This window comes from Paenibacillus luteus, from assembly GCF_006542765.1.
Classification (GTDB): Bacteria; Bacillota; Bacilli; order Paenibacillales; family Paenibacillaceae; genus Pristimantibacillus; species Pristimantibacillus luteus.
Genome location: NZ_SKCD01000008.1, coordinates 1 through 21,801, shown reverse-complemented (window position 1 = coordinate 21,801; position 21,801 = coordinate 1). Strand labels below are relative to the sequence as shown.

General features: G+C 49.4%; 16 protein-coding genes. 14 read left to right on the top strand and 2 right to left on the bottom strand.

The annotated features are described in order from the left end of the window. Positions 1-126 precede the first annotated feature (126 nt). The 3 genes from E0496_RS05775 to E0496_RS05765 are packed head-to-tail and all read left to right on the top strand — an operon-like array spanning position 127 to position 5,634. Positions 127-2,085 (top strand): putative thiazole-containing bacteriocin maturation protein, encoded by a 1,959-nt coding sequence (locus E0496_RS05775; protein WP_141500696.1) that lies wholly within the window; start codon positions 127-129, stop codon positions 2,083-2,085. Continuing rightward, complete coding sequence (locus tag E0496_RS05770; protein WP_141500695.1) at positions 2,082-4,019, top strand: TOMM precursor leader peptide-binding protein; 1,938 nt, start codon at positions 2,082-2,084, stop codon at positions 4,017-4,019. The genes E0496_RS05775 and E0496_RS05770 overlap by 4 nt, the downstream gene beginning before the upstream one ends. A gap of 31 nt (positions 4,020-4,050) precedes the next feature. Beyond that, the gene (locus E0496_RS05765; RefSeq protein ID WP_141500694.1) at positions 4,051-5,634 is read left to right on the top strand and encodes a SagB family peptide dehydrogenase; all 1,584 of its coding nucleotides are present in this window, start codon (positions 4,051-4,053) and stop codon (positions 5,632-5,634) included. Between the two features lie 126 nt (positions 5,635-5,760). On the opposite strand, the gene E0496_RS05760 is transcribed toward E0496_RS05765, so the two are convergent. Further along, complete coding sequence (locus E0496_RS05760) at positions 5,761-6,312, bottom strand: hypothetical protein (protein ID WP_141500693.1); 552 nt, start codon at positions 6,310-6,312, stop codon at positions 5,761-5,763. Between the two features lie 162 nt (positions 6,313-6,474). Here E0496_RS05760 and E0496_RS05755 point away from each other — a divergent pair, with 162 nt between their 5' ends. The 11 genes from E0496_RS05755 to E0496_RS05705 all read left to right on the top strand — a co-directional run bounded on the left by E0496_RS05755 (position 6,475) and on the right by E0496_RS05705 (position 21,021). After that, the gene (locus E0496_RS05755; protein WP_141500692.1) at positions 6,475-6,807 is read left to right on the top strand and encodes a DUF3889 domain-containing protein; all 333 of its coding nucleotides are present in this window, start codon (positions 6,475-6,477) and stop codon (positions 6,805-6,807) included. Between the two features lie 86 nt (positions 6,808-6,893). After that, a complete protein-coding gene (locus E0496_RS05750; RefSeq protein WP_141500691.1) occupies positions 6,894-7,205 on the top strand; it encodes a YbjQ family protein in 312 nt (103 codons plus the stop codon). A gap of 209 nt (positions 7,206-7,414) precedes the next feature. After that, the gene (locus tag E0496_RS05745) at positions 7,415-9,790 is read left to right on the top strand and encodes a hypothetical protein (RefSeq protein WP_141500690.1); all 2,376 of its coding nucleotides are present in this window, start codon (positions 7,415-7,417) and stop codon (positions 9,788-9,790) included. A gap of 89 nt (positions 9,791-9,879) precedes the next feature. After that, complete coding sequence (locus tag E0496_RS05740; RefSeq protein WP_141500819.1) at positions 9,880-10,812, top strand: ABC transporter ATP-binding protein; 933 nt, start codon at positions 9,880-9,882, stop codon at positions 10,810-10,812. Then, on the top strand, positions 10,809-11,711 hold the full coding sequence (locus E0496_RS05735; protein ID WP_141500689.1) for an ABC transporter permease: 903 nt from the start codon (positions 10,809-10,811) through the stop codon (positions 11,709-11,711). Before E0496_RS05740 ends, E0496_RS05735 begins: the two co-directional genes overlap by 4 nt. Before the next feature lie 130 nt (positions 11,712-11,841). Further along, positions 11,842-13,593, top strand: a complete 1,752-nt coding sequence (locus tag E0496_RS05730) for a coiled-coil domain-containing protein (protein WP_141500688.1) — start codon at positions 11,842-11,844, stop codon at positions 13,591-13,593. 15 nt (positions 13,594-13,608) lie between these two features. After that, positions 13,609-14,598 carry an AAA family ATPase gene (locus tag E0496_RS05725; RefSeq protein WP_141500687.1) on the top strand — a complete coding sequence of 330 codons (990 nt, stop codon included), beginning with the start codon at positions 13,609-13,611 and terminating at the stop codon, positions 14,596-14,598. Beyond that, positions 14,595-15,590 (top strand): DUF58 domain-containing protein, encoded by a 996-nt coding sequence (locus E0496_RS05720; protein WP_141500686.1) that lies wholly within the window; start codon positions 14,595-14,597, stop codon positions 15,588-15,590. The genes E0496_RS05725 and E0496_RS05720 overlap by 4 nt, the downstream gene beginning before the upstream one ends. Before the next feature lie 60 nt (positions 15,591-15,650). Then, positions 15,651-17,648, top strand: a complete 1,998-nt coding sequence (locus E0496_RS05715) for a vWA domain-containing protein (protein ID WP_141500685.1) — start codon at positions 15,651-15,653, stop codon at positions 17,646-17,648. Beyond that, positions 17,632-20,559, top strand: coding sequence for a VWA domain-containing protein (locus tag E0496_RS05710; RefSeq protein ID WP_141500684.1), 2,928 nt, complete (start codon positions 17,632-17,634; stop codon positions 20,557-20,559). The genes E0496_RS05715 and E0496_RS05710 overlap by 17 nt, the downstream gene beginning before the upstream one ends. A 150-nt stretch (positions 20,560-20,709) precedes the next feature. Beyond that, positions 20,710-21,021: a rhodanese-like domain-containing protein gene (locus tag E0496_RS05705; protein ID WP_141500683.1), complete on the top strand. Its 312-nt coding sequence runs from the start codon at positions 20,710-20,712 to the stop codon at positions 21,019-21,021. A gap of 55 nt (positions 21,022-21,076) precedes the next feature. On the opposite strand, the gene E0496_RS05700 is transcribed toward E0496_RS05705, so the two are convergent. Beyond that, complete coding sequence (locus E0496_RS05700) at positions 21,077-21,736, bottom strand: hypothetical protein (RefSeq protein WP_175598017.1); 660 nt, start codon at positions 21,734-21,736, stop codon at positions 21,077-21,079. Between the last annotated feature and the right edge of the window lie 65 nt (positions 21,737-21,801).

The following is a 21,801-nucleotide window of genomic DNA, read 5'->3' as shown; positions in this document are numbered from 1 at the left end:
GCCATCCAGCTGTCAGAGGCGTTTTTTCTGTATATCAACTGGCATGACGGACAAAGGGCGCTACATACCTTTTAAAGAGGAAAAACGTCAGTCTAGGTGACGATTTACGATAAGGAGGAATGGACTTTGAATCCTTCTACGCGTCTTAAAGTAAGAGGGGATACTTTTTTTCTGCCCGGATCGGACGGCAGCGTCTATTTTCGCAACAACATTGGTTCATTTCGGATGGAAGGCGCCTCTATCAATCAATGGATAGAAAAGCTGATGCCTATATTTAACGGCGAGCATTCTATGCAAGAAGTGACTAGCGGATTGTCGGAGCCCTATCAAAAAAGGGTATATGAAATTGCGGAGGTTCTATTCGCGAATGGATACGTTAGAGATGTCAGCGGGGACCAGCCGCATCAGTTGGATGAAAGCGTGCAAAAGAAATATGCTTCACAAATTGAATTTTTAGACAGCTTTGAAGGCTCAGGCGGTTATCGCTTCCAGCTATTTCGCGAATCAAACGTTCTGGCCGTCGGATCAGGCTCTTTTTTTGTTTCACTGGTAAAAGCGTTATTGGAAGCCGGTATGCCCCGTATTCAGCTATTGATTACCCGTTCTGGGATCACTGACCGAGAACGGATATTTGAATTAGCGGAGCGTGCGCGCCTCTCAGATCAGCAAGTTAGAGTGGACGAGATACTCATGCCCTCGGAAGGGAGCGTGGATTGGAAAGAGGCAATCCAGCCGTTTGACGCCGTTTTTTTTGTAGCTACAGCGCCTTCGGAAACAGAATTAATAGAAATTCACCAAGCTTGCAGAGATGAAAAAAAGGTATTGCTGCCAGCCGTTGTTTTAGGGCAAACGGGCATAGCTGGTCCGCTCGTACATCCGAAATCGGATGGCTGCTGGGAATCGGCTTGGCGCAGAGTTCATCAAGTCGCTATCAACAATGCTTTGGCGGACCCTTCGGTTTCTTCTACAGCGGAAGCATTGCTTGCGAATGTTGTTGTATTTGAATGGCTAAAAATATCCGCGGAGGTGATTCGGCCCGAGCTGAATAACAAATTGTATCTGTTAAACCTGGAAACGTTGGAAGGAAGCTGGCATCCTTTTTTAACTCATCCGTTAGTGAATCGTGTTCCCGCGGCTGCTGTGATCGATGATGTGGTGGCAATAGTAGAGAGTGAGGCTGAAGAGCGTACGGCTAATAGCAAGAGCCTGATCACTTATTTTAGCCGGTTGACCTCATCTGAAACCGGCATATTTCACCTTTGGGAGGAAGGGGATTTGCTGCAGCTTCCATTATCGCAATGCCGTGTTCAGATTGCGGATCCCTTATCGCTTGGGCCTAGTGAGCTGCTGCCAGAGAGGATCTACAACGGTCTTAATCATGAAGAAGCGCGGACAGAAGCTGGTTTGGCAGGGGTAGAGTCATATGCAGCGAGATTGGAAGAGATACTTTTTGATGCAAAGAGCAAAGCTGACAGCGATGCTTTGATGCAAGGGAGTCGTGTATTCATCGGTATCGGAGCGGGACGTTCGGCTGCAGAGGGGGTAAGCCGCGCCTTGCAAAAATGCTTGAATCAAGAGCTTATTCAAAGCCTCAAGGAGCAGCCGCTTACTATATCGCTGGCAACGCTGGATGTTGTGGGGGATGAACATATTCGTTTTTATTTAACCTCGCTAAATACTATGAAAGAAAATCCGGAGTGTGGCTTCAGCGATGATGTGATGGGTTTCCCAACAGCATGGGTAGGCATAAAAGGCAAATGGTACGGGGCTGTTGATTTTAATCAAACAAAGGCTCTGCGAAGGGCGCTGCAGCAAGCATTGCTAGACATTCAAAATAAAGAAAATTCAAGTGTCAGGAACAGTCTATGCCTAACCACAGTTCACACAAAAAAAGAAGAAGTAAGCAGCTTCTCCATTACGAAGGATGATACACAAACGTATCGAGAAAGCTTATTATCAGCTCTAAAACAATTAAAACGGATGAACAAAAAAATAATAACATACGATTTGGCCGTTGAAGCCTTTATGAAGGAGGAATTGGCAGGGGTGTTCGGCGTATCGCTTCGAGAGGAGGAAGACCTGTGAGCGCTACTGTAGCGATTGTAGGAGAAGGACTGCTTGCTGAGCTTGTATGCGCTGAGCTGTTAGGGGATTATCATTTGGCTTGGCAAAGTGACTTTAGCCCGGAAGTGTCGACAGATGTTAGCCTTGCTCTGGTGTTAAATGACGGTTATGATCCTTCCGAACATATGCAGGCAGAGGACGCGTTCCAAAAATCCGGGATTCCCTGGCTCCGTGGTTTCGTTACTTTTGGAGAGGGGATGATCGGTCCGCTGGTTGTTCCGAATGCGGAGGGATGCTCCCAGTGCGCGGATTACCGGCGTTTAATGGCGGGAAACGACCGAAAGGAGATGTGGGAACTTCAACAGCTGCTGTATGGAGGAAGTTTTCCTGATCTGTGGGCTTCGCGCACGGGTCTCTCGCATATGGCCAAAATGATTGCCATGGAAGCACGCAGGGTATTGACCGGTTCTCCTGCGCGTTTGCAGAATCATGTCATGATCGTTCATCTGCAATCACTGAACAGTTCATCGCATTTCTTTTTGCCTGATCCGCTATGCCCCGTTTGCGGAAGCCTTCCGGAGGATTCGGCGGAAGGAGCACGAATCTTGCTGCAGCCAAGCTTGAAAATAAGCGAAAGCAGCTATCGGTGCCGATCAAAATCGGAGTTGAAAGGCTTGCTTTCCAATGATTATATGAACACGAGAATTGGTTTTTTGAACGGCAAGATGATCGATCTCGCGTCGCCGTTTGCGGATGCCAGCATTAATTTGCCTTTATTCTCAAGCGATGAGGGTTGTGCAGGACGAACGCACTCCTATGCAGATAGTGAAATGACTGCAATCCTGGAAGGTTTGGAGCGATATTGCGGTATGTCTCCGCGCGGAAAAAAGACGGCTGTACGCGATAGCTTCAACAGGCTAAAGGAGCAAGCGCTCGATCCTAGGCTGGTCGGTGTTCACGATAAGGCGATGTATGAGCGGTCCGACTTTCCGTTTCAGCCCTTTGATCCAAGCCAGTCCATCGACTGGGTATGGGGGTACTCCTTTTTGCAAGAGCGACCGCTGCTCGTGCCGGAGCTGCTTGCTTATTACAGCTCGGGATGCGGTCATGGATTTGTATATGAAACCTCGAATGGCTGCGCTTTGGGCGGCAGTCTAGAGGAGGCGGTCTTTTACGGCATCATGGAAGTCGTGGAACGCGATGCCTTTTTGTTAACCTGGTATGCTAAGCTGCCGCTTGTTCCGATTGATCCCTATTCGTCGGGGAACCTGGAATTAAAGCTAATGGTTGATCGGTTAAGAGAGGTTGCCAACTACGATGTACATTTGTTTAATGCCACGATGGAAAATGGCATTCCGAGTATTTGGGCGATCGCCAAAAATAAAACGGACAAAGGCGTGAACCTTATATGCGCTGGAGGCGCTCATCCCGACCCGGTACATGCGGCAAAAGGAGCAATCCATGAGCTTGCAGGCATGCTGTTATCCTTGAACGAGAAACTCGAAGAAAAACGTGAACATTACGAGCAGATGTTAAAGGACCCCAATTTGGTCAAACAAATGGATGATCATTCGATGCTGTACGGGCTGAAGCAAGCGGAGGAACGCCTGCATTTCTTGCTTGAGAATAAACAACCAGCGCGAACGTTCGCAGAGGAGTTTAAAACAAGGGAGTGGAATGCGGATTTAACGGAAGATTTGACAGCGATTCTACAAGCGTTCAAACAGCTTTACATGGATGTCATTGTCATAAACCAGACCACACCGGAAACGATGCGGAACGGTCTTCATTGCGTTAAAGTATTAATTCCGGGAATGCTTCCTATGACTTTCGGCCAGCATTTGGTCCGTTTGACGGGGCTCGACCGTGTTCTAAACGTCCCTGTCCTGCTTGGGCACGCAAAGGAACCCCTGACAACTGAACAGCTAAATCTGCACCCTCATCCGTTTCCATAACCGGTGAGCACAGCCTTTAGGAGGGAAATGAATGAGTCTGAAGGTTTTTTTGCATCAACTGCAATTTGACCCGGACAAAACAAGGCTGGGAGAGCGAGAGACCGATTGGGAGGATGCTCCGTTAACGTATAAGCTCTATCGGAGGCGACCGATATACCCACTCTCAGCTGACATTCCGTTTGCGCTTGGCACAGGTGAACGGGCAGCGATTTCTCTTCACGATATTAGTCATTTCCTCTGGTATACTTTTGGGCTGACTCAGCTGAGCCAGTCCGTCGATGACGCTAGAGAGGGTGAAGAGTGGGGAAGCCCACTGCTGCACTGCAGACGCTTCGTTCCTTCGGGCGGGGGATTGTATCCAAGCGAGCTTTACCTTTATCTAAAAATGGAGGGGCTGCCGCTTGGAGTTTATCATTACGACGCTGCGCACCATCGCTTGATTTTGCTTCGAGAAGGCGACTATGATAATTATATAAGCGAGTCGCTTGGGCGTCGCTGCGCGATAAAAGACTGCTTTGGCGTCGTATTCGTATCGACCGTGTTTTGGAAAAATTACTTTAAATATTTTAACTTTTCATACCGCCTACAGGGGCTGGACGCCGGACTGCTTATTGGACAGATGACAGTGGCAGCTAAAGCATTAGATGCAGAGACAGGCGTTTATTTTCAATTTCTGGATCAAGCCGTTAACCATTTGCTCGGGTTGACTGATAGCAAGGAAAGTGTGTATGCAGTCATCCCACTTCATGCGAATGTAGAGCAAAAGGACAACTGGTTTAAACAGACCAATATAGAAAAAGGGCATAAGACTTCATCGGAACTAGTTACAATGCTGGCACCTGCCGAGCATGAGCACTACATGCGTTCCCAGCGGGTGCTGCCTTATCCTATGCTCCTAGAAGCGAACCGGGCTTCCATTATGGAAAGCTCTAGGTTGTTCCGAACCATACAGGCGGAGACTGCCTTAAAAGGTTTGGGTGAGGATATTGCTCTGCCAGTTTTGGAGAGCCGAGCAATTGATTTTGATTCTGCATGCCGGAACCGATATTCACCGGAAAATGATTTTGTATTGCGGCCAGTAAGCCTTATCAACCTAGCCGCCCTTCTTCAGAAGACTTTCGATGAAACTAGACATTTCAACGACTTGGATGAAGTGCATCAAAACCCAGCGGCCCGTATTTCGTTGTATGGATGTTTCTACGGCGTTGAAGGGCTGAGTGATGGAGCGTATCTCTATAACGATGCAGCGAACGAGCTGCGGCTAATTCGTCCTGGTGATCACAGGCAGCAATTGCAAGAAGGGCTGTCGCTTGCCAATGTGAATATGTATCAGGTGCCGCTCTGCTTTCATATTGCAGGCGACATCGATTATTTTCGCTCGCAGCTTGGTTACCGGGGGTATCGGATTCAGCAGATGGAAGCGGGTATGCTTGTTCAGCGCCTGCTGCTCGCTGCTTCCGACATAAGAATGGCAGGACGTCCACTGCTTGGCTTTGATGCCAATGGAAGCAACGCGATCTACGACATGATTCCGCGAAATCAAACAAGCTTGATCCAAATTCCAATTGGCCATTGCCGCATTCGCCCGCGGCTTGAAGGCAGCTTGTCCCGCTAGTCGATTAGGCGTGTGACATCAAATCGATGCAATCGAGTAAAGAAGAGCCTTGACCTCCGTCACTTAGCGGAGATCAAGGCTCTTAGGAATGGACTAGCATTAGATAAGCTCTTTAAAATGATGAATCTACTTCAGTTCTGGCTTGCCTTGGGGAGCACACACGACTGGGAAGCAGATTTGCTGAGGATGATGCCATGAGTGGTGCCAATGATGCTGGTCGCCGAGTGAAGCATTATCCCATCCTTCGAATGAATGATGATCTTCATCCATAGGGGAGTTCCAGTCACCATGCATAGCTGGATGGAAATCCATCATTTCGTGCATGGGATGCATACCATACATGGCATGCATATGGTGCATTGCATGAAAGTCGTGCATAGCCTGCATTTGATGCATGGCATAGTAGTTATGCATAGCGTGCGTGTGATGCATACCATGATAATCGTACATCGGGTGCATGCCATAATCGTGCATTTCGTGCATGCCATAGTCGTGCATGTCACCGTAATCGTGCATTGCCCCGAAATCTACCCAGCAGTGGCATTGGACACTTGGCGCTGCTGCTGTTTCAGCCTGAATAGGCTTATTAGGCAAACTTTGGTTTGGTTGTATGGACATGTTGTTCTCCGGCATAGCCGCATTCGGTTGCATTTGCATGTAAGGCTGATTTTGTATCATGGTGGGCCTCCTTCAGATCATAATTTAAAATATGCTTCAAATGAAAAAAGGGCACTTATCCCTATAAAATGGGCTTTTGACTGAAGGGGCAGGATGCATAGGACGAAACCAAGAAGGTGAGGCTAGATAGGATAATAATCGTCCAGAAAGGTTGTCTGCAATATGCTGCGCCATATCGTAATGAAGGCCGTGTTTGTATTGTTAAGCTTAGCCCACTCGGAAGTCATGTCAACGGAAGAGACGGCACTGTATGCCGAACCGTCGTATGCCAAGTGGGGAAAACTGGCGGTTGAGGAAACGTCTAAGGCTTATCATGGTGCCTCAATCACGGATTATAAATACGAGGGAAGAAAACCATTGGCTGGAGGCCAGGCAGAAGAGCATTTTATGCTGTGGCTCCGCACCGATGCGAAAGAATTCGGAGTTAGGGTAAGTATTACGATTCAAACCGGCTCTGATAAGGCTATTAAAATAAAAATTAATGAGCTTAATTAAATAATTGAAACAATCGTTTAAGGTGCACCGTAATACAAGGCAAAACGATATTATACGCTTCAAGCAGAAGCGAGAGGAGCCTGACGATGCTGATTACGACAACGCCAACGATTGAAGGAAGACCGATCCAGGATTATATAGGAATCGTAACGGGGGAAGCTATTATGGGAGCGAATGTGGTTCGCGATTTTTTTGCCTCGATTACGGATATTGTGGGTGGACGCTCCGGCGCCTATGAAAGCAAGCTTAAGGAAGCACGGGATGTGGCAATCGGAGAGATGAAAAACCAAGCCGGAAAGCTTGGTGCCAACGCCATTGTCGCGATTGACATTGATTATGAAGTCGTCCGTGAAGGAATGCTTATGGTTGCTGTAAGTGGAACTGCTGTAAGGTTCTAATGAATTTGAAAGGGATAAAAGCGACAATCGTTGTTTGCCTAACTAGAACTAGGTAAACGACAGGTTGTCGCTTTTTTTGTGTGTTTATGATCAAGATAAGATATCTTTCGACAAACATAATTGGAAAAATAAGCAACCTTTCCATTGTAAAAAACGTTAAAATAAGGATGGACACCCAATAGTGTATCGAAAAAGAGAGGGGTTGCAAGGTGAAACGATTTTTTAGAAAAGGATTTCAATCGATTGGATTTGCGGTACTCTGCTTCGTGCTGGCGGTTTGCCCGGTTTTATCTGGCAATGTGAAAGCAGCGGAGCAAGGCAGCGGTATCTCTCTAGAACTTAGCTCAGGTTTTCAGGGCTATGTTAAACAAAATGAGTGGTATCCCGTCAGGCTGACCCTGACGAACAATACGGCTCAGGATTTGAAGGGTGAGCTAGTCATCACTAACCAATCCTCAAGAAACGGAATGACTGTCGATACCGTCATTCCTGCAGAACTGCCAAGGGGGACGGCTATTCAGCTCACGGCGTCTATCCCGGGAGATGTGCTTAACAAAGACAACAGCAGTATTCATTTTTACAAGGACTCATTCAAATCAGGAAAAATTATTCCGATTATCGGAACCAGTTACATAGATGTTCGGGCAACGAGCAGTTATACAATTGGCGTGATTTCCCGCGATCCGGATACGTTGAACTTCATGCCTTCGTTGAATCAACGAGGCTACGACATTACGGTTATTCCGGTTTCGGAGAAGGATTTGCCGGATGATCCCATTTTGCTTAATACGCTTAGAGTACTCGTCATTAATGATGTTGCGACCGCTGATTGGAGTGAGCGCAAAATAATAGCGGTAAAAAATTGGGTGAAGCTCGGAGGTACGCTAATCCTCTCAGGTGGAGCCGGTTACGACAAAACCGCAGAAGCCTTTAAAGAGATTGCACCGATTGAGGCGACCGGTATGTCGTCCTTGACGAGTGCAGATTCGCTGAAAGGCTACGGCGGAACGGAGCTTAAATTGGATGCCCCAGTGGCTATAGCGACAGGGAAAATTACAGATGGGATCGTAGAGCTATCGGAAGGTGGACAAGCCTTGACCATTTCTCGCAAGCTGGGATCAGGGAGCGTGTTGTCTGTGGCGTTCGACCCATCGTTAGCTCCGTTTTCTACGTGGTCAGGGAGTGCGATGTTATGGGCAAAGCTATTGCAGAATTCACTGTCTCCGATTCAAGCCGTAACATCAATGCAAGCTACCAATGATATGTATTGGAGCATGGATTCCATTATTAATGAATTTCCTTCCATTAAACCTCCCAATTTCATGCTGCTGATGTTCATGTTTATTGGTTACATGATTGTTGTTGCGCCTATTCTTTATATTTTGTTGGCCAAAGCAGACCGCAGAGAATGGTCATGGTGGCTAATACCTCTGTTATCCGTCGTTACCGGATTCGTTCTATTTTTCTTCGGCGCAGAGGACAAACGGAATATGTCCGCGCATACCGTTGAAATCGTTGAGCTTGTCGGTCAGGGAGATGCCATTCGGTCAGGAGCAACCGCTGTGTTTATTCCGACAGGCGGAACGGTAAAAGCCCAGTTTGATGAGAGCGTCAGCATCATTCCTTATGCGAACCAATTCCAAAACGGAAATCTAGCGCTGGACGGCAAAACACAAGTGATTTCCATAGATGAAAAAACAGAAGCGCAATGGCGCTCTGTCCCTTATTGGTCTACCCGGAAACTTTGGATCGACAGAAGGGTGATGGGGGAAGCGGGACAAATTAAGCTATCATACAAAAAGAACAGTAATGATATCGAAGTGACTGCTACCAACGAGACGATGAGCGATCTTACGCATGTCTCGCTGCTAATCAATGGACAAGCCCAGCTTATCGGTGATTTGAAGCGTGGCGAGAGCGGCAAGGCGACCGTATCAATAAATAACTGGAATGTCTCTGGCTATTATTCTTATGGATCATCGCTCTTTCCGAACTCATCTTATCGAAGCAAGGATGAATTCAGACGTGAGCGGCAGCTCTTAGATAATTTTATCAATCGCAGAAATGGGGGATTTTCGGCACCCGATTCTCTGGTGATTGGTTTCAGCACAGATCATGAGCAAAATTACAAGGTAAATGGCAGCAGCGTGAAGTCTGATAATTTAAAAATGTGGGTTCAAAAGCTGAATGGAGCTTTTGTGGATGGCGATCGGGCGATTGTGCCGGCCGGACATATTACGCCTATCATCACGGAGAATAATGTAAACCGCATGGATAATCATGGCGACGGCATGTATTCCTTTGGGGAAGGCGAAGTCGTATTTGAATATATGCTTGCCGATAATGAAGAAATTTTATACGACAAGCTTGAAATTATACTGAACAACGGTGCGCTAGGGTCGAATCTGCTCCTGTCGGTATGGAACGAGACAGAGGGTGCGTGGACGGATTCTGTTGACGTTGCGGCAGACCCGAACGAATATATCATTAATCATCAAATGCTTCGAATGAAATATACGATAAAAGGCAGCGCGGATACTGGCTTGCCATTAATCGCTTTGGAAGGAGAGGTGAAAAGCCGGTGAGCAAAAACAGTGAGATCGAAATTATAAACGTTGACTTGCTGCAAAATACAAGCGATGAGTTGAAGGAAGCGGCAGATCGTGAAGTGCCCATGATCGAAATCAAGCAGTTGCGAAAAGTATTCGGGAGTTTCCAAGCGCTGAAATCGATTGACCTGACGATTCCCAAAGGTACGGTGTTTGGTTTTGTCGGTCCGAACGGAGCGGGAAAATCGACAACGATGTCCATTTTGGCGACGTTAATGATGCCAACCTCCGGATATGCAAAGGTTGATGGGTTTGATGTAACGCTGCACCCGCAAGAGGTGAGGAAAAGAATCGGTTATATGCCAGATTTCTTCGGGGTGTACGACCAATTCAAAACGGTAGAGTATTTGCATTTCTACGGAGCTAGCTATGGCATACCAAAAGCTGAGCGCGAGGAATTGATTCCACAGCTGCTGGAGCTTGTCAATTTGAGTGATAAAAAGGACGCCTACGTGGATACGCTCTCCCGTGGAATGAAGCAGCGGCTCTGTCTGGCCCGCTGCCTTGTGCATGACCCTGAGCTGCTTATTTTGGATGAACCGGCTTCGGGGCTTGACCCGCGCGCTCGTATCGAAATGCGCGAAATTCTTCGGGAACTTAAGGCGATGGGCAAAACCATTATTATTTCTTCTCACATTTTGCCAGAGCTAGCTGAGATGGTTGATGAGATTGGCGTAATCGAGCATGGCGAGATGATTGCGATCGGAAACGTGGCGGATATTCAAAACAAATTGCGAGTGAAGCGCTTCTTGCATGTGAGATTGCGAGATCGGGAAGAAGAAGCGGAGGCATTTTTGCGCGACCGACCCTACGTTAACCGGATTTTGCGCGATGAGCGCGGCATTCAGATTCACTTTGGCGGTCAGGATGCGGAGCAATCGGAGCTGTTGCATGAAATGGTCTCGGCAGGCTTTCAGTTGATTTCATTCAGCGAAGCGCAAACGAATCTGGAGGATGTATTCCTAGAAATTACGAAAGGAGGCGAAGGAATCGAATGAAAGAGCAAGCAGCCGTGAGAAAACAGGATATCAGTTGGAGGAATAAGCTCATAAACCCAGTGCTTAACAAAGAATTTAAATTAAGAATGCGAACGCCGCGCGCGATGTGGACACTGTTCTTTTATTTGTTCGCTATTGGTTTAATGGCGCTTAGCGCGATTTATTTAACGGAAATCAATTCCGGCGGGGGACAATCCTTTAATCCGGAAGAGAGCAAGGTGCTGTTTTATTTTCTGAGTATGGCACAGCTTGGATTAATTGCCTTCATGGCGCCTGGATTAACCGCCGGCGTCATTAGTGGGGAAAGGGAGAAGCAGACGCTGAATTTATTGCTGACCACGCAGCAAAGCTCGGCAACGATCGTGCTCAGCAAGCTTGTATCCTCCTTAAGCTTTATGGTGCTAATCGTGGTGAGTACGATTCCGGTGTACAGCATGATGTTTTTGTATGGCGGCATTTCGCCAAGTCAGCTTATCCTTGTTTTTCTGTTTTATCTGTTTATTATGTTCGTGCTGGGTTCCTTCGGCATTTTATTTTCTTCCTTGTTTAAGCGGACCATGATTTCCGTCATCGTAACCTACGGCGTTACTTTGTTTATTTTTGGCGGAACAGCGCTGCTGTTTTTTGTTGTAGTCAGCATGGTCGAACAAAACCCATATTCAAATACGGCCACTTATAGCTGGGTAGGGCATTTTATTGCTTGGAATCCTGTGGCTGCATTGTACAGCATTTTGGACCCTTCCATTTCGGAGCAGGCCTTTACGGTGAACATGGGTTCTCCTTCAACCAAGCATGCACCTATGGCGTTATGGCAGGAATTTATGATTATTTATACGGTTCTATCGGTTATTGCTTTATGGGTAGGCATTCGCAGCTTGCGTCCGCGTTTGAAACTCTAATCGGATTATGATGATTATGTGGGCGTTTATTCTTTTTCCATTGAACGGAATGGGTATATTTCAGAGCGAAACGAGCTTTAACGTCTAAGACGGTAGCTGCCGTTAAGGCTTGGAAGGGGCGGTTATGCATATGAAGTCGTTGGTTGAGCTGCTTGGCCCTGTGCGAATAAGATTGACGATGTTTACGGTTAGCCGGTTTGCGCTAATAGGCTTGCTAGGCGGCAGCTCGGCAGCACTAGTTCTGTTAGGGAGCAGTAGATTGGTTCCGATATTGCAAGCTCGTTCGTGGGGGATTGCGTTGGTCGGAGCTGGCGTTGTCATAGGCATCTGCTTCGGCCTATGGAAACGCGCCACCTTAAAGGATGCGGCGAGGACGATGGACCGGAAGGAAACGGAAGACGCGATCGCCACCGCGCTTGACGGCTTGAAGCAGGAAGACAAAGAAATAAAGCCGATCGTCAGGCTGCAGCGGGAAGACGCGATTGCAGCTGCTGAGCGTTATGTAAGCAGCCTGCGTACTAGCTTGCCCTGGCCTTCATGGCGAAGCTGGCGGCCACTAGTATATGGCGCAGCGGCAGTAGGGTTGGTGATGGCTGCGCTGCTCGCCTTGCCTAATCCGCTCGATGAGCGGGCGGAAGCACTCGCCCAAGCGAAGGATCGGGTGGCGGCGCTGGAGCAGGAGGCGGAGAAGCTCGCCGAGCTTGCAGAAGCAGCGGAGCTGCCGAAGGAAGCGAAGCAAGAGCTGCTTCAGCCGCTGGAGGAGCTGCGAAGCAAGCTTGACGCGCTGAGCGGCAGCGGTGTTGAAGCGCTGGAGCAGCTGGAGGCTGCGATCCGCGAGCTGGAGCAGGCCGCGGAGGCGGCGAAGCAAGCCGCGCAGCGGATGGAGACTGCGGCGAATGCGATGAGCAAAGAGCCAAGCTTGCGGCAGCTCGGTCAAGCTTTGCAGGACCGAGACGCCGCAGGCATGAAGCAGGCGATCAGCGATATGCGATCGCAGCTGCAGCGATTGTCGCCAGAGCAGCGTGAAGCGCTGGCGGAAGCATTGGAGCGGCTGGCGGCAGAGCAGCCGCAGGAAGAGGCCGCCGCAGAGCTAGCGGCGGCGCTTGAACAGGCGGCGCAGCAGGTGCGCGCCGCAGGAGAGGACGGGGCGGAGGGCGAAGCCGCCCCGGCAAATGGCAGCGACGGCGATGGTCTCGCCGCGCTGGAGGATGCGCTCGCCCGCGAATTGTCGCAGGGCGAGCTGGAACAGCTGGCCCGGAGCATGGCGGGCCAGCTAGAGCAGAGCGGCCAGCAGCTCGCACAGCAGCTGGCTGCGCAGGGGGGCGCGGTGCCGCCGGGCTGGCAGAGCGCTGTAGGTACGGGCGGCACGCCTGGTTCTTCATCTGGCCCCGGGGGCCAAGCGTCCGGCCCAAGCTCAGGCTCTTCATCCAGCCCAAGCGGTTCAAGCGCTGGCTCCGGGTCTGGTTCAGGCTCTGGTTCTGGACCTAGCTCTGGAACTGGAACTGGAACTGGCTCTGGTTCAGGAAATGGCTCTGGTACCGGCTCTGGCACTGGCTCGGGATCTGGCTCTGGAAGCGGAAGTGGTTCAGGTTCAGGTGGCGGAGCAGGTGCCGGTCTCGGCTCGGGCGGAAGAAACCTGATTACGACACCTCGCGGCCATGCGGGCTCGGGAAACGTGCAGCAGGATGGCGGCCCAGCCTCCGGAGGGCAGACGGAGACCGGCGGTCAATCGCCGATGATTGATGGCATGACGCGTCCCTACGAGGAAGTGTACAACGAATATCAGGCCGAAGCGAAGAAGTCATTAGGGCGGTCTCAGCTGCCGGACAGTATGCAGGAGAAGGTCAAACAATATTTTGAACAAATCCAACCGAATCGTTGATGGAGATGATGCCAAATGATTGAAACAAAAGCGCAATTGGAAGAGGCTGCCGCGCGCATCGCCTTGCTCAGGGAAGAGATTGGCCGTGTCATCGTGGGTCAGCAAGCGGTAGTTGAGCAGCTTCTATGGTGTCTGCTGGCAGGCGGACATGCCCTGCTTGAAGGAATACCTGGCCTAGGCAAAACCATGCTTATCCGAACAGTTGCGGACAGTGTTGCGCTGCAATTCTCAAGAATTCAATTTACACCCGACCTCATGCCTTCAGATATTACGGGGACTACCTTGATAGACTTTGGCTCGCAAGGAAGTGCAGCCCACCGTTTTCAGCCAGGACCGATCTTTGGCAACCTTGTTCTTGCCGATGAGATTAACCGGGCAACGCCGAAGACGCAAAGCGCGCTTCTCGAGGCCATGCAGGAAGGGACGGTAACGGCAGGCGGAGACACCCATCGCTTGCCGAAGCCATTCTTCGTGCTAGCTACGCAAAATCCGATCGAGCAGGAGGGCACTTATCCGCTGCCTGAGGCCCAGTTGGACCGTTTTCTGCTGAAGATCGGCGTCGATTACCCTAGCCGCGAGGAGCTGAAGGAGATCGTACTGCGTACGACATCAACCTCTCAGCCGCAGGCATCTGTCGTAATGAGCGCAGCCGAGCTGACGGATCTTCAATTGGCGGCGAAGCAAATTTTGGTAAGCGAGGATATGCTGGATCTAGCGGTTAAAGTGGTGATGATGTCGCATCCGCACGAGCAGGATGCGCCTGATGACATTCGGAAATATGTCCGTTTCGGAGCAGGACCGCGCGCTTTGCAAGCGATCATATCGGTTAGCAAGGTCAGGGCGCTAATGGCAGGGAGGCTTCACATTTCATGGAATGACATTCGGCAAACTGCGCTCCCTGTGCTGCGGCACCGCATCGTACTTAGCTACGAAGCACAGGCCATGGGTATAACGAGCGATCGAATGACGGAAGCCATTCTTCATTCCATTGAGGCTGAACGATGACGGTCCCATCAGGACAAGGAAAACCTGAGAGCCTCACTGGTAGCGCGCTAACCCCCCAGCAAGCGCTGCAGCTTGTCTTTCCAAATTCTTCGCTGCTTGCTGAGTTGGAACGATTGAGAATTAACGCGGGCGTGCGAATCAAGGGAACATTGGCGGGCAAGCGGCGCTCCAGCTCACTCGGCGGGTCTCAGGAATTTGCGGATTATCGCCCTTATTCTCCAGGTGACGATATTCGGCGAATCGATTGGAATGTTTATGGACGGACCGGCAAAGCTTTTATGCGCCAATATTGGGACGAGCAGGAGCTGCATGTGCATTTATATGTGGATGTGTCACGATCCATGGCTTTTGGCGATGAGGAAGGAAACAAAGCTTATTATGCTTTGCGATTAGCGGCATGCCTTGGTTATATCGGGCTTAGCGGCGATGACCGTGTCTCCATGCAATTGTTCCGGGATCGCATCATAGGAGAACTCCCCCCGCTTCATGGCCGTGCGGCTTCTGCCAAGCTGTTTCAATTTGTGGCTGAAACGATGCAGCAAACCAAAGAGGCGCCCCCAACAAATGAATCGATTCCGGTTACGACGGATATGGCGTCACCATTTAAAGCTACAGCAGCACTTCCGCGCCGGGCAGGCACGACTTGGATTTTTACCGATGCCATGTTCGAGCAGGGCATTCATGAAGCACTGGTAACGTTCATTGCAGCTAGGCAGCATGTCGTTCTTGTTCATCTTTTATCTCAAGATGAGATTGTGCCCAATTTGAGCGGTGAGCTTAACCTGATTGACAGCGAGCGTGGAACGGGCAAGGAAGTAGCCATCGGCCATAAGCTATTGAAGGAGTATAGTGAAGCAGTAGCAAGCTTTCAACACGAGTTAAAGCGCATTTGCGCTGAGCTTGGCGCTGCGTACCTATTTGTTAATACGGATACTCCGCTCGAGGAAACGATCAGGACGACCTTTCTCTCCGCGAATGTGTTGAACAAATAACTCGAGAAATAACGAAGTTCACTAATTAACTGCAAAAATCAAAGAAAAGGAGGGGAATGGATGCAGTTTTTGTCAGCCGCGTCTGCCTGGTTCGCAGCTTCGTTGCCTGTAATCGCGGCCATGTACATTTTGAAGAGAACCTATGAAAATAAAGAAATTTCAAGCCATTTATTATGGCGAAAGGTTCTGCAGGAGCAAGAAGCGAATCGGCCTTGGCAAAAGCTGCGCAGCCGGTGGCTTCTGATTTTACAACTGATTGTGGCGTTGCTTATCGTATTTGCTCTAATGGAGCCTGTATGGTTGAGGGCTGCACAGCCTACGGCACATGTCGTATTGCTGGTTGACCGTTCGGCGAGCATGGCGGCCAAGCCAGGCTACCAGGATACTGATTTTTTAGCAGCTACTCGCCTTGAACTAGCCATTCAAAAAGCAAGCCAGTGGTTAGATCGGCAAGCGGCTGGCCGGCCTATTACCTTAGTTGCGACAGGAGCTCAGCCTGAAGTAATAGCCAGTAGACTCACGAACAAGGAGCAGATCAAGGAGCGCCTAGAGTCGATTCTTCCGTTTTACGGAAAATCCGATAATGCGGGAGCGCTCTCGCTGGCAGATTCGCTTTTGCAGGAGGATCCGTCGGGAGAAACCGTTATTTTTACAGATGGTTACTGGTCTGATGCTGAAGAAGCGAATAAGCTGAGATTGAAAGCCCCCGTTGACCTGGTTATGGTGGACGAAAAGCAGCCGCTGGGCAATTTGTCGATCTTATACTTTGGCGTCAAAGCGGATAAAGGGGAAACGGGGACAAGCAACGGGGTCATAACGGTACGCAACGACAGCAGGCAAGACCAGACGGTCAAGCTTGAAGTATATGCTGAGTCTTCAGAGAAGGAGTCTATCCTTGCTGCAGCACCCAGCATAGCCATTCCAGCAGGAGAGTGGCAAAGCGTCGAAATAGCATCTCTCCCGCCAGCGCTTTATTATAAAGCGCATATTCAACAGCTTAATGACGCGGTACAGAGTGATAACGACGCTTATCAGTTCCCCTCAGCTCCTCGCAACCGGCAAGCGCTGCTCATCACCGATGGAAATTTGTTTCTGGAAAAGGCGCTGCAACTGGCTGGAGTTGAACCTGTAAAAGTTAGTCCTAGCAGCGCAGCTCCTGTAGGCGAGCAAGCAGCCAAGGTGGATTGGATCGTGTTAGATGGTTCCAGCGAGCGGTTAAGCGGTGATCCAGAGTGGTCTAAGCTGTTATCGGACAAGCCGCTTTGGCTTATCGACCATCCCGACCAAACGGATAAGAATTCCGTCATTCCGGCAAACACGCGAGTGGAAACAAAGGAGCATCCGGTTACGTCATATCTTACTTTTGCAGATACGCACATCGGAAGATTAGCCTTACCCAATTCGGCAGATCTCGCATGGGGAGATGCCGTATTAAGCTATGGTGGTATCCCGGCAGTTTATGCAGGGACGGACCAAGGAAAACCAAAGCTTCGTTTCACCTTTAACCTCCAAGAAACGGATTTGCCGCTTCGACATGAATTTCCAGTACTCATCGTTCAGGCTGCTCAGTGGATGAGCGTAGGATCGCAGCTTGAACTTGGAGCAGCGGTGGCGGAGAAACCGCTTGAATTGTCGCTACATTCAGAAACGGTTAGCGCAGCCTGGGAGGCTGTAGAGCTGGCTGGAGGCGGATTGCCTGCCGAGCAGCAGCGGTATGGAAAGAAGACGGAGCTGGCTTTGGACTTGTCCACCCAGCAGACGGCTCCTTCTGTGCCTGGGCTGTTTCGACTTATTGAAAGCAATAAGGATGGCGCTGTGGTGAGCAGCCGCCTCCTTGCGGTAACCGCTGATCATTCGGAGCTGCAAAGCATTGATTCCGCTTCTGAGACGAAACTTGAATTAACTGCAATATCCGATAGCGAAGCAGAGAGATCTTCAAGTCCCGCTATTAAGCAGGAGCAAGGGCAAAAGCTGTCTCTTCAGCTGTACGCAGCGATTGCATTGCTGCTCATGATGGCCGCGGAATGGGAGGTGTACCGCCGTGGGTTTTCAAGCTAACCTGCCTTGGGCGCTATTGCTTCTGCTGCCTTGGTTTTTTTATTTGATATGGGCATCCAAAATGACGGTGCGACTGCGCGGCAAGCGAAAAATCGTTTCAATTGCCATACGCGGCTTTATTCTATTGCTGATTATCGCAATGATCGCTGAGATTCAGCCTTACATTGACAAAGAACAGCGGAATGTCGTATTCGTTGCCGATCGATCTGCGAGCATGAGGGCTGATACGGGGGCTGGCGAGTGGATTTCGGAAGCTTGGAGGTCGAAGGCATCAAAGGACCGTGGCGGCATCATATCCTCGGGACTGAATGCAGCTGTAGAGAAAACGTTGACACCGCAGCCTCTCACCGTTGAAGACGGATTTGTTTTCCATGCGGATGTAAATCAGCAGTTTACTGATCTATCTCAGGGCTTGCAACTGGCTGCGGCTATGCTGCAGAAGGATGGCGGAGGACGGATCGTCCTGCTCTCCGATGGGGCGGAAAATGCAGGCGATGTACGCAGGCAAGCGCGGATGCTCGCAAATTCGGGTATTTCCGTTGATGTCGTACAACTGGAATCTACTGTGGCAACGGATGCGGCCATTGAGGAATTGATCGTCCCAGCAGCACTAAAGCAAGGAGAAACGTTTACATTCGAGCTCGCTATCAGCAGTACTGCAGCAGGCACGGCGCAGCTTCGTCTCTATGATGACCAGGCGGAGCTATCGATTTCGGAGCTTCAGCTGGAGAAGGGGGACAACCGCTTTGTCTTGCAAAGCGTTGCTCTTGCCCCAGGTTTTCATCGGTTTAGAGCCGAGCTGTTCATGTCAGGAGATGAGCAGTCCGCGAACAATACGGCACATGCCATTAGCAGGGTAAGTGGTCCGCCTTCCGTATTGATCGTTGAAGGAAGCAGCGGGACATCAGCCAATATTGAAGCAGCGCTGAAAGCATCCGTGATCCGATATCAAACGATTTTGCCTGAGCAATTATCCGTAGAACTAGCCGAATATGCAGCGTACGACAGCATTATTTTGAATAATGTTTCCGCCACTCGTATTGCGGAGAAACCGATGGATTGGATCGCAAAAGCTGTCAGTGATTATGGCGTTGGACTTGTTATGCTCGGAGGCGATGAAAGCTTCGGTCTGGGCGGATACTTCAAAACGCCGATTGAGCGGGCCCTTCCCGTCTATATGGATTTGCAGGGCAAAAAACAAATTCCATCGCTTGGGCTTGTTCTTGTCATTGACCGTTCAGGCAGCATGATGGATGGAAAGCTTGAGCTAGCGAAGGAAGCGGCAATGAGAACCGTCGAACTGCTCAGGGATATCGATACGGTTGGCGTGGTTGCTTTTGATTCCTCACCTTGGTGGGTTGTCGAGCCTACGCAGCTTTCGGACCGTGAAGCCGTTCTGGACAAAATACAAGGCATTCAAGCCGAAGGCGGCACGGAAATCTTCTCGGCGCTAAGCAGGGGCTATGAGGGTTTGGCAAAGCTGGATGCTCAGCGCAAACATATGATTTTGCTTACGGATGGCCAATCTGGAATGAACGCCAATTACCAGCTCATAACGGACCAGATGAACGAGCAGAACATGACTTTATCTACGGTGGCGGTTGGAGATGGAGCTGATCAGCAGCTGCTAAAGCGGCTTGCGGACAATGCGAAGGGCCGCTACTATTTTACGAAGGATCAAAGCACGCTTCCGGCTATCTTCAGCCGTGAGACGGTTATGATGTCAAGAACCTATATCGTTGAGCAAACCTTTACTCCAAGCATCGGTCAAGCAGGAGATTGGTCCTCACTATGGCAAAATGGGATCCCTTCCATAAACGCTTATATCGCGACGACGCCTAAAGAAACGGCCGAAATCGCTCTTTGGACGCCCGATAGTGATCCGCTTCTCGCTCGCTGGGCCTACGGTTCGGGAAGAACGGTTGCGTGGACGAGCGATTTAACAGGGAAATGGTCCGGCAGCTTTGTACAGTGGTCCGATCTTCCCAAAGTATTCGTCGACTGGGTCAAATGGACATTCCCGCAATTTGAGAGCACTCCTTATTCGATCACTACTCAAATGGATGGCAGCGCAGCGACACTGCACGTTCGATCCGAAGCGGGTGGAGAAGGGGCAAACAGTGGCCTAACAGTGGGAATTCAAGATCAAGCGGGCAATAATGAACAAAAACGGCTGATGCCGGTGGCCCCGGATGAATACGAGACGCGGCTAAGCATCACAGAACCTGGCGTATATTTGGCCCAGATCGGTCAATCATCAGGCTCATCGGCCATTCAAAACGGGACAACCGCAGGTTTTGTTATTCCATATTCGCCGGAGTATCGAATAACGAATGTGAACGGACCGACTGTAATGAAGCAAGTTGCGGAGATTAGCGGTGGCAGGGTACTTGATGCAGCTAACCCAGCGATGGCCTTTGAGTTTGATCCACTTTCCTCTCGACAAGCCTATGACCCTGCAAGGGTGTTATGGATGATAGTGCTGCTGCTGTGGCTTATCGATATCGCGATTCGAAGGTTGTCTATCCCTTGGGGAAGCGTGTATAAGCTAGCTGTGCAGCCGTTTCGTTCCAAAAGAATAGTCCGTGCTCAAAAGTTAGCGGTGCCCAATGCTCCAACCGGCAGCCTGACCCGATTGAATGTGCGCAAGTCGGAAGCAACTCGTTTTTATAGTGGAGATGACCGGTCCGTCAATGTTGAGACTCTATCACATACAGGGTTGAAACAAGACCTAGCTAAGAACGGCCAATCAGCAGCAGTATTTCAGAACCATAGCGTTTCTTCGGATAAGAAGCCTGAGGAGCGAGCAGGAAGCCGGTCGGTAAAAGAGGCTCCCGTACAGGAAAGTACGGTAGAGAGTAATGTTACAATTAATCGATTGCTCGCTGCCAAAAACAAGAACAAACGGTAGCGGCTTCTGGAGTGGAGGAGTGTTGTTGCATTATGCAGGAAGCTCCTTGTGATCAGTGATACTGCTTGCGGTTATGGACATTAAAGGTCCTTCGCGATACAATGCTGTTGTGTAGACAACTAATCTTTTATGCTTGAAGGGATGGGTAATATGTATACGGAAATAACGGCAGCTGAGCTAGACAGCCAGCTGAAAGAAGGAAAATCCATAAATTTGATCGATGTTCGTGAACCAGACGAATGGCAAGAAGGACATATTAAGGAAGCACGGAGCATCCCGCTTTCGGAGCTGCAAGAGCGTCTAAATGAGCTTAAGCAAGGTGATCAGGACATTGTTCTGATTTGCCGCAGTGGAGGACGCAGTGGCAAAGCATGCGATTTTCTCCACGCACAAGGCTATAAAGTCGTTAATGTTGCCGGCGGGATGCTGCAATGGCCCGGGGAAGTAGCATTCGGCGAATAAGCATTCTGATTTTTTTTCATCTTGAGAAAACCCTGCATAAGGGTTTTTTCTTTTTTTAATTTGAGGATATATCATTTTGACTTAAAAATTTCATTAAATCATTCCTCAGCTGCACAATCTCATTGTTAGCATTATTCGCATAATCCGGCAACATCATGTCACTAACCATTTTAGTTCGTAGCCATGTCATAAAGAAAAGATCCAAAAATAAGTTTGGAAATGTAAGCACCATTTTAAGCATGGGTGGATCAATTGAAACGCCAGCTTTTTGTATTGCCCTTAGATACGCTTTTAAAGTGACTGTTATTTTGCGTGCCGTCTTTCTGGTTCTGGCTGTTTTTTTGTCAATGATCTTATTCTCAGAATGCAAAAAGCTCAACATGGCGATGTCTGATACGGAATGTGTGATTAGATACGCCTGCATATCCTTTTTAATAACGAAGGGAAGCTTTGCTGTTTTAAATAATTTTGCTAGGTTTTCTATGCGTTCTGTCACTACACCATTAATTTCACCAAATGCAGTTGCCGCTATAATTTTTGGTAAGTATCGAGCATGCAATACTCCATCTTTAATCTGTCCGCCGAAGCCGGGGAAAGCCGGTAAAAGTCTATCCCCTACGATATCCAGCCAGGAAGAAAATCCAATTGAATTACTAGGACGTGTCTGAAAACTAAATGATTTTGTAGTATAATTTGAGAAAAACGATTGGAGCATCCACCATGATTCAAAGAAGGTATGAACTAAGTGATGAACAATGGGAACAAATTAAGGATATGTTC

Excerpts from the sequence above, each read along its gene's own strand:
- E0496_RS05765 (WP_141500694.1), top strand. The coding sequence starts at position 4,051 with ATGAGTCTGAAGGTTTTTTTGCATCAACTGCAATTTGACCCGGACAAA.
- E0496_RS05760 (WP_141500693.1), bottom strand. The coding sequence starts at position 6,312 with ATGATACAAAATCAGCCTTACATGCAAATGCAACCGAATGCGGCTATG.
- E0496_RS05755 (WP_141500692.1), top strand. The coding sequence starts at position 6,475 with ATGCTGCGCCATATCGTAATGAAGGCCGTGTTTGTATTGTTAAGCTTA.
- E0496_RS05750 (WP_141500691.1), top strand. The coding sequence starts at position 6,894 with ATGCTGATTACGACAACGCCAACGATTGAAGGAAGACCGATCCAGGAT.
- E0496_RS05740 (WP_141500819.1), top strand. The coding sequence starts at position 9,880 with ATGATCGAAATCAAGCAGTTGCGAAAAGTATTCGGGAGTTTCCAAGCG.
- E0496_RS05735 (WP_141500689.1), top strand. The coding sequence starts at position 10,809 with ATGAAAGAGCAAGCAGCCGTGAGAAAACAGGATATCAGTTGGAGGAAT.
- E0496_RS05730 (WP_141500688.1), top strand. The coding sequence starts at position 11,842 with ATGAAGTCGTTGGTTGAGCTGCTTGGCCCTGTGCGAATAAGATTGACG.
- E0496_RS05725 (WP_141500687.1), top strand. The coding sequence starts at position 13,609 with ATGATTGAAACAAAAGCGCAATTGGAAGAGGCTGCCGCGCGCATCGCC.
- E0496_RS05720 (WP_141500686.1), top strand. The coding sequence starts at position 14,595 with ATGACGGTCCCATCAGGACAAGGAAAACCTGAGAGCCTCACTGGTAGC.
- E0496_RS05715 (WP_141500685.1), top strand. The coding sequence starts at position 15,651 with ATGCAGTTTTTGTCAGCCGCGTCTGCCTGGTTCGCAGCTTCGTTGCCT.
- E0496_RS05705 (WP_141500683.1), top strand. The coding sequence starts at position 20,710 with ATGTATACGGAAATAACGGCAGCTGAGCTAGACAGCCAGCTGAAAGAA.
- E0496_RS05700 (WP_175598017.1), bottom strand. The coding sequence starts at position 21,736 with ATGCTCCAATCGTTTTTCTCAAATTATACTACAAAATCATTTAGTTTT.